The following is a 15,406-nucleotide window of genomic DNA, read 5'->3' as shown; positions in this document are numbered from 1 at the left end:
CCCAACGAATCAGATGTTGGCGCGCGGGTGAGCACGTTCGTAGACCTGGCGCAGGTTCGTTGCGCTGACGTGCGTGTAGATTTGCGTGGTCGCCAAGCTTTTGTGACCAAGCAATTCTTGGACACTGCGGATGTCGGCGCCGCGGTCCAACAGGTGAGTCGCGAAGCTGTGTCGCAGTGTGTGTGGACTGGTGCGTGAATCCAGCTGCGCGATGCCGATGTACTTTTCCAACATTCGACCGACGCTGCGAGTGGTCAGGATGTTGCCGAAGCGATTGACGAAAACCGGTGCTTGGCGACCGAGCGATTCCGTCTTGGGATCGCGGATGCGAGACGGCTGGTATCGCTGTATCGCCTTGATTGCGAACGAGCCCAGCGGGGCAATCCGTTCTTTGCGACCTTTGCCGCGGACGCGAACGATCTGTTCATCGAAGTCGAAGTCGCCGTCTTGAAGTCCGACAAGTTCGCTGACCCGAAGCCCGGCCGAGTACATCGTTTCCAGGATCGCGCGGTCGCGCAGGCCTGCGGCGTCACCAGCGGGCGGCGTTAACAACAACCGTCCGACTTCGTCGTTGGTTAGAACGTGGGGCAGCTTGCGTTGTCGTCGCGGATTGCGCAACGGCTTGGCCGGATTGATTTTCGCGATGCCTTCTCGCATGGCGAACTTATAGAAGCTACGCAGCGATGCCAATTTTCTTGAGATCGTCGATCGAGCGTAATCAGCTTGTTGCAACGCCGCTTGATAGGCTCGCAAATCATGAGGCGACAACTCGCTGGGCGCCGGGATTCGGCCGTGGTTCAATTCCAACCAATCGACCAGCCCGAAAAGATCCTCGCGGTAGGCCTTGATGGTCAAATCCGAAGCGTTTCGTTCGGACGCCAAGTACGTCAAGAACCTCGCGATCGCCCTCCGCATAAATACTGTCCCTCAACCAGGAATTGCGATCAATGGAAGTCGTCGATCGACAAGCTGTCGAATTCGTTCGCTAGGAAATCGTCTTCGCTGGGGACCGCGTCGCGAATCTTGCGACTGAGCATCGCAGCGTCGTACCACGAAAAATCCAACTCGGGATCGGCCGCGAAACGCGCCAATTGGCGAAGCGTTTCGTCACGGTTTTCATCGTCGAAAAGAAAAATGAAACGTTCTTCGCCTTTAACCAAAGCGAGAACATTGATTTCTGTGTCCATTGCGTCCATGTCCAAAATGCAAGAAGCGACCAGGCTTGCCGGCGTGCCAGAATATTGCCTAGCCAACCTGGCTTCAGTATCGGCTCAGGGGCCAACGCAAGATGAGGTCGCTTTGCTCGGCACCGCCCCGAGATTCAAGCATTTCGACGATGTGCAAGTGACAACAGAAAGAAATGAAATCATCGCTACGTCTTAGATAACCCTGCCAACCACTCGAACGCGCATCATCGCCCGTTTCAACGAAGTCAGAGAGGCGATTTGTGAAATACGGGTCATCCCCGCGATAGATTCGTGTGTGAGTGAGCACCGGTTCGGTGCTAGCAATCGCAACCGGTCGAACCGGTGACGGTGGATCGGGGATCAAGTCGGTTGGATCGGGCCAAGCCGGCGGCAGGGGAGCCGCCATGTCGGCGTAGTCGAAAGCCGAGGCATCGCCGTATGCCATATCTCCGTACGGCATATTGTCATAGGGAACGTCGCCGTGGGGAGCATCTTCCCATTGCGTTTCCATCTCCACGGATGCTTGATCCACCATCGGCGGCGACAAGGTTGCGTTGGGCGGCGGCAGCAAGCTGGGCCCGTTGGATATCGGTGTTTGAGTCGCTAGTTGGCTGCGCGCCAATTCAAACTCGGCTTCGCGAGTGATGCGCTTCGGGATTTGCTTCTCGGCTTCGGTGCCCCACGGCAATCCGTAACCGGCGGGGATGGTGTGAAACCCGTCGTTGGCCGCATACCAGTGAACCGTCATCGCCATTCGTGGCGGATAGAACGAATCGAAGTCCGTTACGGAACCAACAACGATCGCTTCGACGCCCATCATTCGCGCCAACCGCTGGAAGTCGGCGCCGGTGGTGGGTTCACCGTAAGCCATTGCATACTGTAACCACTGGGCCTTGGTGACTCCGATGGGCAGCACTTCGAATCCGGGGATCGCCTGCAATGAGGCGTAATATTTTTCGGCGACCAATTGAGTGTCGACCGTCGGCTCGTTGGACTGGTTATAGAACGGCAGGATCGCGATCCGTTTCAATTGTGGAAACGGATTGTGTACCGAATCTCGTTGCCGAGTTTCCGGGAACAGCGAACAGCCACCACCCAACATCACCGCCATGCCCAGCACGGCTGCGAAGAAGGTGTTGCCAAGAGTCGTTTGAAGTTTCACGGTGGTTTGCCGGCGCAAGTGGACACTGCGCACATCATCCCCACCCCCGTTTCAATTGATCGGCCGTCGGAACCCGCAAACTTTACCGCATCGTCAAAGTTTTCGCATGAAGTTCCATGGACCCAGGTGACGGGCGTCCGCGTTACGGCAACACCTCTTGGATTATCTCTTTCCCCGCGCGGGTCAGAAGAGCTTTGAACAGCCCCGGTTCGATCTTGTCATTCAAGAATGAAACAGCGCCGTCACCGATCAAGACATGGAAACCGTCGTCCGGTGTCCCTTTCAAATTCGCCAAGGGATCTTCCAGATCAAATTCGGCGTCGGCGGGCTTTGACCAGGGAACCGCCGCCTCGGGACGTACTTCGACACAGAGAATCGAATTGCTGAGCCCATCCAAGAAGTCTCGAAACTTCGTCGACTCGATCGGACGCATTCCGATGTCCTTCCCGACAACGGCCTGGATCACCGTCTCGCCAGCACGAAGCTGAGTTCCCGGCGTCTCGAAAGCGGCCGGCAACTTTTTCGACAGCGGCAGGTTGTGTTCGCTGTCCCAAGGTTCATCCAAATGAAACTTTTGATACAGCTCTTGTTCTTCGATGAAGGGCAAGATCGCAACGCGCCAACTCAAAAGTGGTTTGCCGTCCTCGTCGGCGATCGCCGAACGCGGCAATTCTCGGTAGGCGGAGTGATAGTTGTGAAGCGCTAGTCCGACTCGTTTGAAATTGTTCGCCGTGCTCATGCGACCGGCCGTCACACGAGCCGATTGAATGGCCGGCATCAGTAGGCCCGCGATCATACCGGCACTGCCGATGCCGACGGGTGAATCGATTCGCAGCGTCACTTGAACGCCGTCGCGGTGGGGCGCTAGAGTTTCGATCACCGTTTTCGTCACCCGCGCCGCGTAAGAGTCGATCGCATCGCGCATCGCATCGGATTCACCTGATGTGGTCAAACTGCGGCCGACTTCGGCGATCGCTAACTCACGTGCCGCAACCAAGGACTCATTCAAGATCGATTCGATCCGAACTGCCGCGTCAACGTCGGTGCCCAAGAAAGTGAGTTCCAGAGTCCCTGATGCGCCGTCCAAATTTGCATAGATCTTGATCGCGTCGGTCAACCTGGGGATTTCGGCCAACGGTTGCAATGACGGCGCCATCAAGTGCGCCTGTCCCATCGCCGCGCCGCTGACCATCGGTCGAATCGACTCCATCGCGATCGCCGCGTTGAGTCCAGGACGGGCCGGGATCGTCGAAGCCAGAAGAGGCAACGGGCCCTTGCCGTTTTTGGCGGCAAGCATCGGCGCAAGATAGTCACGCATGCCGATGTAGATCATCGTCGGTGATACGTTGCAAAGAACCGTTCCGGGTGGGCCTTCGATCGAACGTAAACGGAGTGCTCCTTGTTCTGATTCTTCACCGTTGCTGCCCAAGGTGCTGGCCAGCAAGTCCACGTTGACTTCACCCTGGTGAGTGAAAACGCCGCCGAATTGCGGTTCGCCGTTCGCGGACATACCGGCGACGAAACGGACCGATTCGATGTCGGCGGGGTCGAACCCGACTTGCTCTTCGACTTGGACGCGAAATACTTCGACCGGAAACAATTCGAGCGCCGGATTCTTGATCAACTCGCTCGGCGAAGCGACAGCCATCGCGATTGCATCATCAGGAACGTGGTCGGGCCCAACAACATCCGGCAACGCCGTATCCTGCGAATATCCGCTCGGCGGAACGGTCATCAGCGCGGTGAGAAAACACGGTAGGCAACCAGCTAGGCGAAAACCAGAAATCCACATCGAACAGAACTCCCATCAAAAAATGGACTCGAACGCGAACGAAAGCGTGATTGCGATCTTCCAAACGACTATAACGGTAGCCGTATCGGGATGCCTGGAAACTTGAATTTCGTAGCCAAACTTTTCTTAGTTTAAGGAACTTGACGATGTCTCAGACGGTCTCGGCAGCAAACGAATCGCTCAGCGACGATGACGTTCAAGCGGTCGATCGTTTGGGCCAAGCCCACGCCCAGCTTTGCGATGAACTGTCGCGAGTCGTCGTCGGGCAACGCGATACAATCGATCAGTTGTTGGTCTGTCTGTTTGCACGGCGGCACGCGCTGTTGATGGGTGTGCCCGGATTGGCCAAGACGCTGTTGGTCAGCAAGTTGGCCGAAACGATGTCGTTGAAGTTTAGCCGTATCCAGTTCACGCCCGACTTGATGCCGATGGACATCACCGGCACCGATATCCTGCAAGACGACGGGCAAGGCCGGCGTGAATTTCAGTTCGCGCACGGTCCGTTGTTCGCCAACATCATCTTGGCCGACGAAATCAACCGCGCGCCTCCCAAGACTCAGGCGGCGATGTTGGAAGCGATGCAAGAACAACGGATCACCGTCGTGGGCAAGTCGTTCGATTTGCCGCCGCCGTTCATGGTCTTGGCGACTCAAAATCCGGTCGAACAAGAGGGCACGTACCCGCTTCCCGAAGCGCAGTTGGATCGATTCATGTCGTTGATCGAATTGGATTATCCGTCGGAGGATGAAGAGATTGCGATCGCGAGAACGACGACGGGCGGAAGTCTGCCGACGTTGAAACACTTGATGACGCCCGACGACATCATTGCTCACCAAGACTTGGTGCGTCGTATCCCTGTTCCGGATCACATCTATACGGACGCGGCCCGTTTGGTTCGCAAGACCCGACCCGCCGGTGGAACGGCGCCGGCATGGTTGTTGCCGCTGGTTTCGTGGGGTGCAGGACCGCGAGCGGTCCAGGATTTGATTTTGGGCGCTAAGTCACGCGCTGCGCTTGAAGGATCGTATATGGTTCGCAGCGAGGACGTTCGCTACGTCGCGAAATGCGTGCTGACGCATCGATTGATCACGACCTTCGCGGCCCAGGCCGAAGGTTTGACGGCTCGCGATATCGTGGAACGTTTGCTGGCCGAGGATTGAAATGGCCAAGGATCAACAACAACGCGATTTTCTCGATCCGACCGTGCTGGCCGGTTTGGCGGGGCTACCCTTGATGGCACGTCGGCCGATGCGGGGCACGGTTTCGGGCATGCACATCAGCCCCAATCGTGGCGCCAGTGTCGAGTTCGCCGAGTATCGCAAGTACGTTCCGGGCGACGACCTTCGTCGACTCGATTGGCGGGCGCACGGTCGCAGTGACCGTTACTACGTCAAAGAATTCGAAGCCGATACGAATCTTCGCTGCTCGTTGGTGCTGGACACCAGCGGTTCGATGGAATTCGGTTCGGGTGAGACGACGAAGATCCAGTACGCACGAAAGATTGTCGCCGCGATCGCTTACTTGGCTGTCCAGCAAGGTGACGCGGTCGGTTTGTCGTGTGTCGCCGATTCGATTCGCGAACACCTGCCGACGCGGCGCAATCCGTCGCACCTGCGAACCCTGTTCGACCTGCTCGAAAAAACTCAGGGCCGCGGCGAAACGGAACTGGTGGACGTGCTGCACGAAGTTGCCGAGACGACGTCGCAGGGTGCGATGGTGATCGTAATCTCGGACTTCTTCGTCGATCCAGATCAACTCAGAAACTGTTTCGAGCATCTGCGATTTCGCAAACACGATCTTTCGATTTTCCATTTGCTTGATCCGATGGAGTTGAACTTCACGTTCCAACGTCCGACGCGTTTCTTGGATATGGAAGGCGGCGCGTCGGTGTTTGCCGAACCCAGTGAAATCGCGGATCGTTACCAAAGTGCGATTGCGGAATACTTGGACAAACTACAAAAAATCGTCGTGGAAACCGGCGTCGATTATCATCGCGTCAGCATTGACGAACGCTACCAAGACGTGCTGACCAGCTTTCTGACGCGGCGCGCGACTGCACGGAGGGTTCGATGAGCTTCCTGCAACCGTGGATGTTGTTCGCGTTGCCATTGGCGGCGTTGCCCGTCATTATCCACTTGATCAACCAACGACGTTATCAAACGACCCAGTGGGCGGCGATGATGTTCTTGTTGGCCGCCAATCGAATGAATCGCGGATATGCGCGAATCCGCCAATGGACGATCTTGGCTCTACGAACGATGGTGATCGCGGCCTTAATATTCGCCGTCGGGCGGCCGCTGAGTTCTGGCTTGATCGGCGGCGCCATCGGCGGAAACGGTTCGGCCAACACCATTGTCCTGTTAGACCGTTCGCCGTCGATGCAACAACGCGATGCCTCGGGCGAATTGACGAAGTTGCAGTCTGGCGTCGCAAAGGTCACCCAAACGCTTACCACGTTGGACGCCCAACGCATCGTTCTGATCGAAAGCAATCGCAGCGAACCGAAAGAGCTTTCGAAAGCTAGTGAATTGTTGGACGTTCCTGAATCGGGACCCTCCGACGCATCGGCGGACATGCCGGCGATGATGCTGGCGGCGCTCGACCATATTCGGGACGGCGAATTGGGTCAGACTGACGTTTGGATCGTCTCGGATCTACGTGAGAGTGACTGGAGTGCCAAGGACGGACGTTGGGCGTCGCTGCGGGATGCGTTCGCCGAGTTTGGCCGTCGCGTTCGGTTTCGTTTGTTGGCGTTTCCCGAATCGGAAAGCGTCAACCGATCGATTCGCGTCAGCGACGTGGTGCTGCGATCATCCGGCGATGATCCCCATTTAACCTTGTCGATCAACTTGATCGGAAACCAGGACGCTCAAGCGAAAACGCAAACGGTTCCGATTACGATCGAAATCGAAGGAGCTCGATCGACGGTCGAAGTCGCGTTCGACGGCTCGTCGGCGGAACTGAAGGGACATCGAATTGCGGTCCCGCGCGAGCAAGGACGGGGTTGGGGACGAGTTTCGATTCCCGCGGATGCGAACGGCGCGGACAACGATTTCTATTTTACGTTCGACGTCGCGCCGCCTCGACGTTCGTTGATCGTGACGGACGATGACCAAGTCGGCAGGGTGCTGAAACTGGCCGCCGAAATTCCGTCGGATGTCGACGTGCAGTGCGTCGCCGACGTGGTGTCGCCCGACGGTTTGGCCGCAGTCGATTGGCAAACGATTGCGATGGTTCTTTGGCATGGCGACGTGTCAAAGAGCGAACGGGCCACGATCGAGCGATTTGTCGGGCGTGGCGGCACGGTGATCTTCTTACCCGGCCCCAATGGAAATGGAACCAATGGAAATGGAACCGATGGAAATGCCGAGCTCCCGTTCGGTGTGAAGTGGGGCGCGTGGCAGGCCGAAAAGGATCCCGTTTCGATCGCGTCATGGCGTGGCGATGCCGATTTGTTGTCCGCGACATTGTCGGGCACATCGCTTCCCGTGGGTGGCATTCGCATCGAGAGGTTTGCGGCGATCGACGGTGAGGTCACTCCGCTGGCGACACTGGTCGGTGGAAAACCGTTGTTGGGTCGAGTAGCGACACCTCGCGGTGGCGTCTATCTTTTGGCAACAACCCCGTCGGCTGATGACTCGTCGCTGGCCGCCGATGGTGTCGTCTTGTACGTCATGATCCAGCGTGCACTCGAATCCGGTGCCCGGTCGCTTCGCAACATCGGACAACAAACTTCAGGCGAGTCGGACGCCGACGCCGCAGCAAACTTCAATCCGATCGCTAGCCGTGACGATCGCATGTCAACCGAACGTGCTTTTACGGCTGGTGTGTATGTCGACGATGCGAAATGGTTGGCGATCAACCGTGGTCGCGCCGAAGATCAATCGCCGGTCGTCGACGACACGGCGGTTGACCAATTGTTCGGCGACCTGGTGCTGGATCGAATTGATCAGTCGGCGGGTAACACCAACTCCATTGTTGAAGAAGTCTGGCGGGCGTTCTTGGTCATCATGCTGATCGCGATGATTGGCGAGGCGTGTTTATGTTTGCCTCGCCACACCGTCGATAGCCGATCATCGCTGCCCAAGGGAGTCGCCGCGTGAACTCCACCGCTTCATTAGCGTTCAACTGGACGGCCTGGACCGCTTCTATCGCGATTGTCGCCGTCATATCAACTACCGTGATCGGCTTGATCGCGTGTCGGCGTAGCCATTGGCGGCCCGCAACGATGGTCTTGGAATCGCTGCGCTGGTTGGCCGTCGGTGGTGTGGCACTGTTGCTTGGCGGACCGGAATGGGTTCAACAGTATGTTCCCGATCACAACCCTGTCGTCGCCGTCTTGTGGGATGATTCGGCCAGCATGAAGACGCAGGACGTCGACCGCGGCCGATCGCGTCGCGATGCGATTGAGCGGTTGACTCAATCGGAAACTTGGTCCACTCTTGCCGAGCGAGCCGATGTGGTCATCCAACCCTTTGCCGAAACCAAGTCTGCCAAGCCAGGCTCAAATGATATGTCGGTCCATCCGATTTCCACCACCGGCGGCGAGGCGGCTGTTTCCGATACCAATGATGCTCGCTCGGATAGGGGAACCGACTTGGCATCGCCGCTTGTGGATGTCGCGACTTCGGAAGATCACTTGTTGGCGGTCGTGTTGGCATCGGATGGTGACTGGAACCAGGGCGACGCGCCGGTCCAGGCGGCTTCGCGGTTGCGGTCGCTTGGTGTGCCCGTGTTTGCCTTTCCCGTCGGCAGCGATACTCGGTTGCCCGACCTAGAACTGATCAGCTTCGACGTCCCGACGTTCGCCATCGCGGGCAAAAAAGTTCGCGTTCCATTTACGATCGAAAGTTCTCTGCCGCGAGACTACGTGACGACGGTCAAGATGACGACTTCTGGCGGTGACGAGTTGACCAAAGAAATTCGCGTCAGTGCGATGGGGCGAACGAGTGAATCGATCGATTGGCAGCCCGAGGATTTGGGTGACCAAACGTTGACGCTGGTGCTGCCGAAACAGTCCGATGAAATTCGCGACGACAACAATCAAACGACGGCTCCGATTTCGATTCGCGAAGAGAAACTGAAGGTACTGGTCGTCGAATCGGTGCCGCGATGGGAGTATCGATACCTGCGAAATGCATTGTCGCGTGATCCGGGTGTGGATGTATCGTGTTTGCTGTTTCACACCACGGCGATGGACAAGCGGGGCGGCGGCAACGCGGATTACATCGCCGAGTTTCCGACAACGAAAGAAGAACTGGCTCGCTATGACGTCATCTTCTTGGGCGATGTTGGTATCGATGACAATCAATTGACGGTCGAACAATGCGAGTGGATCAAGGGACTCGTCCAACAACAAGCGAGCGGTTTAGTGTTTCTGCCGGGTTGGCAAGGCCGACAGTTTGAACTGTTGGAAACGGATTTGGCTGACCTGATGCCGGTCGAGTTGGACGAGACGCAACCGGGCGGTTGGGGATCGCGAACCGCCCAGCATTTCGAACTGACGCAGCTCGGGCGACGCAGCCTGCTGACGAAACTTGCCGATACGGCTGACGAGAATCTAGAAGTCTGGGGCAACTTGCCGGGCTTCCAGTGGTACGCACCGATTCGATCCGCCAAGCCGGGTACCGAAACGCTTTGTATTCATCAAGAGATCAGCAACCAATACGGCCGTTTGCCGCTGTTGGTCACCCGAACGTACGGTGCCGGCAAAGTCTTGTTCATGGGTACGGATGGTGCATGGCGATGGCGAAAAGGCGTCGAGGACCTTTACCACTATCGGTTCTGGGGCCAAGTCGTTCGCTGGATGGCGTATCGACGCAACATGGCCGGCGGCGAATCGATGCGACTGTACTATTCGCCGGAACAGCCTCAAGTGCGTCAAACCATCACGCTTAGCGCGAACGTGATGGAAGATAGCGGTGAACCGCTCAGCGGTGGCGACGTTTCACTTCGCATCGCTTCGCCATCGAAACAAGAAAAAGTCGTTCGTTTCGAATCAACGGGCGAAGCCTGGGGCGCGTTCTCGGGGCGTTATACTCCGCGAGAACCGGGTGAGCACAAGCTGACCCTGTTTTGCAAACAAACGGGTAAGTCGCTCGAAACGACTGTCTTCGTACAAGGCGTTGCACTGGAACAGGTCGGAAAACCGGCCAGGCCCGAAGTGCTTGCCGAGATTGCCCGCGTTTCGCGGGGACAGGTTCTGACGCTGGATCGCATCGATGATGTTGTCCAGTGGTTGGAAGCGATGCCAGATCCGCCACCGGCAATCCGCCGTGTCGCGGTTTGGAGTCATCCGCTCGCAGTAGGCTTGATGATTGGATTGTTAGCTTTGTTTTGGATCGGAAGAAAAGGGGCTGGCTTGATATGAGTGGTGCACTAGAAACAGACACGGGTTTGCGGATCCCCGAAAGTCTGAAGCAGCAACTGCTGGCTTACCGCAGTCGCGTTTGGTTGATCAAATCGATCGAGGCGATTGCGATCGTCGTTGTCGGTTGGGCGGCGGCCTTTCTGGTTGTCTACTGCGGTGACCGATTCGTTGATATGCCCAGTTCGCTGCGATGGACGATCTTGGCTCTGGCAATCGCGACGGTCGCGATTCTGCCTTGGTTTGCGTACCGCTGGGTCTATTGCCATCGCGGGCTGGAGCCACTCGCTCGGCTGTTGGGAACGAAGCTGCCCGCCGTCGGCGACCAATTGTTGGGCGTGATCGAGTTGTCACGCAGCGGATCCGAGCAAGCGAGATCGCCCACGCTTTGCCAAGCCGCGATGCGACAAGTCGCCGATGATGCGGCCGGCCGAAACTTTCATGATTCAACACCCAACAGTCATTGGCGGTTGGCCGGCATGATGGCCGCCGTCGCTTCGTCGATTGCGTTGGCCGTCGCCGTTTGCTACCCGGCGGCATCGTCCAGCGCTCTGACGCGACTGACCATGCCTTGGAAAGACACACCGCGTTACACATTCACGCGGATCGAAAAATTGCCGGATGAAGTCATCATCGCGCATGGCGAACCAATGACGCTGCCGATCCGCCTGAGTAACGAAAGCGTTTGGCAACCGACGACGGCACGTCTGATGATCGGTGCTCAGCCACCCTTGTCGGCCGACTTGGTGGACGATGCATACGCGTTTTCGATTCCTCCGCAAATCGCGTCGCAACCAATGAAGGTCGAAATCGGCGACATGGATCAAACGGTGACGCTGGCGCCGACCTTGCGTCCGGAACTGTCTGGGATCGCCGCCGATGTCAGATTGCCAGACTATCTGGGCCAATCGGATGTCCGCCGTATCGATTCACGTTCGGGTTCGGTTTCCATCGTCCGCGGCAGCCACGCCGTCTTCACCGCGACCGCGAATCGCGATTTGGTTTCCGGTCGCGTCAATGAGCAACCGACGACACCCGAGGGACAGCGATTGAAGACCCCGTCCATCGACGTCGCGTCGACACCGGCACTGCGATTTCAATGGAAGGACCAATTCGGGCTCAGTGGCCGCGAGCCGTTCGAGTTGTTGATCAATGCCATCGACGACGAAGCACCGACGTTGATATGCGACGGTTTGGACCGACAATCGGTCGTGCTGGATTCCGAATTGTTGAAGTTCAAGGTGCAAGCTAGCGACGATTTCGGAATTCGCAGTGTCGGCATGTCGTGGCGAGGATTCGCCGGCGGCGCTATCGCCGAACCGGCCAAAGGCGAGCGACCGCTATCGGCGGGCAACCATGACGCGAATGAAGTGGAGGTTATAGGCACGTTTTCGGCGAAGTCGCTTGGCATCGAACCGCAACCGATCGAACTGTATGTTTGGACCGAAGATTATTTGCCCGGACGCCAACGCGTCTATTCACCGCCGCACATCGTTTACATCCTGACACCCGACCAACATGCAATCTGGATGACGGAACAGTTGAGCAAGTGGCATCGCCAGGCTCTCGATGTCCGTGATCGCGAACGACAACTCTACGAAAAGAACAAAGAGCTTCGGTCAAGGTCGGCCGAAGAACTTGCCGGCGACGACGTGCGCCGCGAAGTCCAACGGCAAGCGTCGGCCGAACAGTCCAATGGCCGACGGTTGGAACGACTGGGCGAAACCGGTGCCGAGTTGGTTCGTGCGGCGTCACGAAATCCCGAGATCGGTGTTGGCCACTTGGAACGATGGGCCGAGATGCTGCAGGTGCTCGACGACTTGTCCAACAATCGCATGCCGTCGGTTGCCAACCTGCTTAGCGAAGCTGCCGATGCACCGACCAAGATTGCCGCGGGACCGAAACCCAAAGGTGGCCCGGTCGCTGGCCAGTCTCGCACGTCAAAACCTGGTGTGCCAGCAGAGCCCGACAAGGGGACTCCACCCAAACTGCGATCAGCTCCGTCGTTGGCCGACATGGAATCGTCCGCGAATTCGCCGGACGAAGGCAAGGTCGAACCCGGTCCGCCCAAGAGACCCAACAGCCCTTCATTAAGATTGCCCGTCACGACCGTCATGGGCAAAGCAAAAAAGTCGGGCGACGCGCGGCCGAATCAACAGGACGCGATGACCGAAGCGGTCGAAGAGCAAGAAGACTTGCTTGCTGAATTCGATAAATTGGCGGACGAGTTGAACGCGGTGCTTGCGAATCTTGAAGGCAGCACGCTGGTCAAGCGTTTGAAAGCTGCGTCTCGCGAACAGAATTTGGTTGCCGGTCGATTGACCGGGCAACTTCAACCGGCCTTTGGATCGTCAAAAACTAGCGTTGCCGCTCCTGTGCGTGAGGTTCTTGCTGAATTGAAAGAAACGGAACTGGCTAGCGTACGGACCGTCTCGTTCATCATGGACGATATGGCGGCCTACTTCGAACGTCGCCGCTTCATGCACTTCAAGTCGGTGCTCGACGAAATGAAGTCGGACGACGTGATCGGCGGTCTTCGATCGCTATCGAACGAAGTCATGTCCGAACAAGGGATCTCGATCGCCCAGTGCGAATACTGGTCCGACACGATGGATCGATGGGCCGAAAACTTGGTCGACCCCGCGTGCAGCGGTCAATGTCCGGGCGGAAAGTCGCCTGAAAGTCTGCCGCCATCCATCGTTTTAGAAGTGCTGCAGATCTTAGAAGCCGAGATCGATTTGCGTGAAGAGACTCGCGTCGCCCAACAAGCGATTGACGCCGTCGAACCAGCCGAACACAAATCGGCGGCGGATGGTTTGTCCAAAACGCAAGCCGAAATCAATCAACGCATCGTCAAAGTCATCTTCCGAATCGGTGAGTTGACCGATGCGAAAAAGCACTTCGGGAAAGAGCTTGCGATGCTGGATCAAGTCGACCGTGTGATGGCGGAAGCGACACAGATCTTGAAGCAACCCGAAACCGGATCACCGGCAATCGCAGCCGAAACCGAAGCGATTGAGTTGCTGCTGCGATCCAAACGCATCAACCCCAAAGGCGGTGGCGGTGGGGGCTCATCGCCCGGCGGCGGTGGAGGCGGCAACACAACCGATTCAGCACTGGCGCTGCTGGGCAAAGGCACCAACCAAAAAGAAGTCCGCGAAGACCGCGGTGTTACTCAAACGACCGGTGAAACCGGAACGGTGCTGCCCGAAGAATTCCGCCGCGGTCTCGATCAATACTTCAACCGCTTGGGAGGGAGTTGATGTCAGTAGCAGGAAAGAACCCAAAAGCTACGGTTGCAGGGAACGGCACGTTCGTTCACGTGACTCTGCTCGCGCTGGCGTATGTGGGGTTGTTGTCGATCGCCCAGGGTGATGACCCGCCGCTGATTGACGTGAAAGCGGCAATCGAAGGCGATGAAGCTACGGATCCGCGACGCGGATTTCGCGCGGTTCAAGCGCTAAGGGCAACACCGGTGATGTTAACAGAAGTCGTGCCGTCCCCCGATTTTTTCAAACCTCTTGTCAATCGGGAATTGTCGTTCATCAAGCGTGTTTGCCGGCCGACCGTCGTTCAAATGGACGCAATCGTTGTCGAAGCAAAGCTTGCGTTTGACGCGATGTCCGATATGGTCGACGGCGAGCAACGCCGGTTTGTCCGCAACGGCAAGCCCAGTTTCGTCGGTCCGAACCAAGAGAATGTCTCCGGAAACCCGATCCAACGTGTGCGAAGCGACGCCGCCAAGTATTTGAAGCGTAAGGTGTCCGACGAACAGTACGCAATTTACATCGACGAATCGCAACTGCGCGACGAGTTCGAACGCGACGCAGCGATCGATATCGCGATCTCGATGATCGACCGCCGAGTCATCTTGACGGAAAAACAACGTCAGGCTCTTCACGAGCGATTGATGACGGGTTGGAAGGACGTTGATATCCAATGGATTCAGATGTACCAGATGAATCCGAGTTACTTACCCGAAATGCCAGACGGATTGATCAACCCTGTGCTCAACCCGAATCAATTGAAGTTGATGACGGCCGCTCGCCAGCAGCACGTGTTCATGACCGTCAACTTGACGGACACTGAAAACAACCCGCCCGGCGAGGTATGGATCCGATGAACGTTTTTCGAATGTCCATCGCCTCACTGTTGCTGCTGGCGTCGATCGGTTCGACGGCAGCTCAGAATTTCATGATCGAGATGGAGCAATTTGATCAATGGATTTTTGGATCGTCGGGCGACGAGAAACAAACCAGAGCGATGATCGATGCACGCGCGGAATTGGAAATCATTCGCGTCGAGCAGTCGACGCCTTTACGTGAATCCCAGAAGGAAAAAGTGATGTTGGCTTCACGCGGTGACGTGCATCGTTTTTTCATCAAAGTGAATCGGGTGCGCGCTGCGTTTCGCGATCTGCAAGCCGATTTGAATCAAAACAACATCAATGAAGCCTACCAATTGGCGATGCCACTGCAGCAAGAGATCAACAAGGGAATCTTTGGCGAGAAGTCGCTGACGGCCAAAACCATCAACGCTATTCTGGACGCGTCGCAGCGGACTGAGCTCGAAGAAGGAAGGTCGCGATTGGCCAAGCGAGAACGTCTGGGGTTGGCGAAAGCCTGGGTCGCGACGCTAGGGCGATCGATACCGATGACGTCAGAACAGCGAACCCAACTGCTTGACGTCGTGGTGGCAAACGTTGGAACGTCGCGAGTCGAGGGACAGTATGTCCAGTACTTGATCGGATACCGATTGAGCCAAGTGCCGGAAGACGAGATAGAGCCGATCTTTGATGAGACTCAGTGGCGTTTGATCAAGAAGTCCTTGCAGCAGGCAAAGGCATACAAGGGGATGTTAGAACAGCAAGGGGTTTTGAATGATGAATGAACGAGTCA

At 57.0% G+C, this 15,406-nt stretch carries 11 protein-coding genes; 7 read left to right on the top strand and 4 right to left on the bottom strand.

Annotated features, from left to right (window positions below):
* Positions 1–9: 9 nt before the first annotated feature.
* From xerC to Poly51_RS24395, 4 genes are all read right to left on the bottom strand, one after another.
* Positions 10–915 (bottom strand): tyrosine recombinase XerC, encoded by a 906-nt coding sequence (gene xerC / locus Poly51_RS24410; RefSeq protein ID WP_146461027.1) that lies wholly within the window; start codon positions 913–915, stop codon positions 10–12.
* A 29-nt stretch (positions 916–944) separates the two neighbouring features.
* Entirely contained in the window at positions 945–1,187 is a 243-nt protein-coding gene (locus Poly51_RS24405) for a hypothetical protein (protein WP_146461025.1), read from the bottom strand.
* Positions 1,188–1,260: 73 nt separating this feature from the next.
* Positions 1,261–2,298, bottom strand: a complete 1,038-nt coding sequence (locus tag Poly51_RS24400) for a hypothetical protein (protein WP_146461650.1) — start codon at positions 2,296–2,298, stop codon at positions 1,261–1,263.
* A gap of 193 nt (positions 2,299–2,491) precedes the next feature.
* Positions 2,492–4,084 (bottom strand): DUF1559 family PulG-like putative transporter, encoded by a 1,593-nt coding sequence (locus Poly51_RS24395; RefSeq protein WP_186775778.1) that lies wholly within the window; start codon positions 4,082–4,084, stop codon positions 2,492–2,494.
* 203 nt (positions 4,085–4,287) lie between these two features.
* Here Poly51_RS24395 and Poly51_RS24390 point away from each other — a divergent pair, with 203 nt between their 5' ends.
* From Poly51_RS24390 to Poly51_RS24360, 7 genes are read left to right on the top strand one after another with little or no spacing between them, the layout of a single operon-like run.
* A complete protein-coding gene (locus Poly51_RS24390; protein WP_146461020.1) occupies positions 4,288–5,301 on the top strand; it encodes an AAA family ATPase in 1,014 nt (337 codons plus the stop codon).
* A 1-nt stretch (position 5,302) separates the two neighbouring features.
* Positions 5,303–6,214, top strand: coding sequence for a DUF58 domain-containing protein (locus Poly51_RS24385; protein WP_146461018.1), 912 nt, complete (start codon positions 5,303–5,305; stop codon positions 6,212–6,214).
* Positions 6,211–8,244 carry a BatA domain-containing protein gene (locus Poly51_RS24380; protein WP_146461016.1) on the top strand — a complete coding sequence of 678 codons (2,034 nt, stop codon included), beginning with the start codon at positions 6,211–6,213 and terminating at the stop codon, positions 8,242–8,244. Before Poly51_RS24385 ends, Poly51_RS24380 begins: the two co-directional genes overlap by 4 nt.
* The gene (locus Poly51_RS24375; RefSeq protein ID WP_146461015.1) at positions 8,241–10,511 is read left to right on the top strand and encodes a hypothetical protein; all 2,271 of its coding nucleotides are present in this window, start codon (positions 8,241–8,243) and stop codon (positions 10,509–10,511) included. Before Poly51_RS24380 ends, Poly51_RS24375 begins: the two co-directional genes overlap by 4 nt.
* Positions 10,508–13,771, top strand: a complete 3,264-nt coding sequence (locus Poly51_RS24370) for a hypothetical protein (protein ID WP_146461012.1) — start codon at positions 10,508–10,510, stop codon at positions 13,769–13,771. The genes Poly51_RS24375 and Poly51_RS24370 overlap by 4 nt, the downstream gene beginning before the upstream one ends.
* Positions 13,771–14,631 carry a hypothetical protein gene (locus Poly51_RS24365; protein WP_146461010.1) on the top strand — a complete coding sequence of 287 codons (861 nt, stop codon included), beginning with the start codon at positions 13,771–13,773 and terminating at the stop codon, positions 14,629–14,631. The genes Poly51_RS24370 and Poly51_RS24365 overlap by 1 nt, the downstream gene beginning before the upstream one ends.
* Positions 14,628–15,398 carry a hypothetical protein gene (locus Poly51_RS24360; protein WP_222435922.1) on the top strand — a complete coding sequence of 257 codons (771 nt, stop codon included), beginning with the start codon at positions 14,628–14,630 and terminating at the stop codon, positions 15,396–15,398. Before Poly51_RS24365 ends, Poly51_RS24360 begins: the two co-directional genes overlap by 4 nt.
* Positions 15,399–15,406: the final 8 nt, after the last annotated feature.

Source organism: Rubripirellula tenax (assembly GCF_007860125.1).
GTDB lineage: Bacteria > Planctomycetota > Planctomycetia > Pirellulales > Pirellulaceae > Rubripirellula > Rubripirellula tenax.
The sequence above is the reverse complement of the archived record's forward strand: the minus strand, read 5'-3'. Positions and strand labels throughout refer to the sequence as shown.

Bases quoted from the DNA above. Each gene is read 5' to 3' on its own strand.
- Poly51_RS24405 (WP_146461025.1), bottom strand. From the start codon at position 1,187: ATGGACACAGAAATCAATGTTCTCGCTTTGGTTAAAGGCGAAGAACGT.
- Poly51_RS24365 (WP_146461010.1), top strand. From the start codon at position 13,771: ATGTCAGTAGCAGGAAAGAACCCAAAAGCTACGGTTGCAGGGAACGGC.
- Poly51_RS24395 (WP_186775778.1), bottom strand. From the start codon at position 4,084: ATGACCGTTCCGCCGAGCGGATATTCGCAGGATACGGCGTTGCCGGAT.
- Poly51_RS24380 (WP_146461016.1), top strand. From the start codon at position 6,211: ATGAGCTTCCTGCAACCGTGGATGTTGTTCGCGTTGCCATTGGCGGCG.
- Poly51_RS24385 (WP_146461018.1), top strand. From the start codon at position 5,303: ATGGCCAAGGATCAACAACAACGCGATTTTCTCGATCCGACCGTGCTG.
- Poly51_RS24370 (WP_146461012.1), top strand. From the start codon at position 10,508: ATGAGTGGTGCACTAGAAACAGACACGGGTTTGCGGATCCCCGAAAGT.
- xerC (WP_146461027.1), bottom strand. From the start codon at position 915: ATGCGGAGGGCGATCGCGAGGTTCTTGACGTACTTGGCGTCCGAACGA.
- Poly51_RS24400 (WP_146461650.1), bottom strand. From the start codon at position 2,298: ATGGCGGTGATGTTGGGTGGTGGCTGTTCGCTGTTCCCGGAAACTCGG.
- Poly51_RS24390 (WP_146461020.1), top strand. From the start codon at position 4,288: ATGTCTCAGACGGTCTCGGCAGCAAACGAATCGCTCAGCGACGATGAC.
- Poly51_RS24360 (WP_222435922.1), top strand. From the start codon at position 14,628: ATGAACGTTTTTCGAATGTCCATCGCCTCACTGTTGCTGCTGGCGTCG.